The sequence below is a fragment of the Phytoactinopolyspora endophytica genome, from assembly GCF_004138495.1.
Taxonomy (GTDB): Bacteria; Actinomycetota; Actinomycetes; order Jiangellales; family Jiangellaceae; genus Phytoactinopolyspora; species Phytoactinopolyspora endophytica.
In genome coordinates this window covers 744,242-744,663 of the sequence record NZ_ML142849.1, presented here as the reverse complement: position 1 = coordinate 744,663, position 422 = coordinate 744,242, and the positions used below count along the sequence as shown (strand labels likewise).

Here is a 422-nt window from a genome sequence, read left to right as displayed (position 1 = left end):
CTCGGGTCCCGGGACGCAGCGGCGGCGTCCGGGTCGACGTGTCCGTCGACGTCGAGGAGGCGGAACGCCGGCTGGAGGCCGCGCGTGCCGCGGGCGCCACAGTGCTCTCCGACGTGACCGAGCCGGACTGCTGGGTGCTGACCGACCCCGAGGGGAACGAGGTCATGCTCGCGATGCTGCACGGTGACGACAGCTGACCCCTCCACACGATCGGCCGGTCAGCCGTGTCCACGGCTGACCGGCCGCCTGATCGCTACTTGATCCCCGTGCTCGCGATGCCCTGGACGAACTGCCGCTGAAAGACCAGGAAGACGACGAGCAACGGCAACGCGGTCAGCGTCGCCACCGCCATGACGGCACCCCACGGCGAGCTGAACGCCGGGTTGTTCGTCAGGGTGGACAGCGCCACCGGGACGGTGAGG

At 70.6% G+C, this 422-nt stretch carries 1 protein-coding gene; it reads left to right on the top strand.

Going from position 1 to position 422, the window contains the following annotated elements; all coding sequences use genetic code 11:
- Nucleotides 1-197 (top strand): VOC family protein (locus tag ELR45_RS34485; RefSeq protein WP_240759116.1); only part of this gene is annotated, 197 nt, incomplete at its 5' end.
- Nucleotides 198-422: the final 225 nt, after the last annotated feature.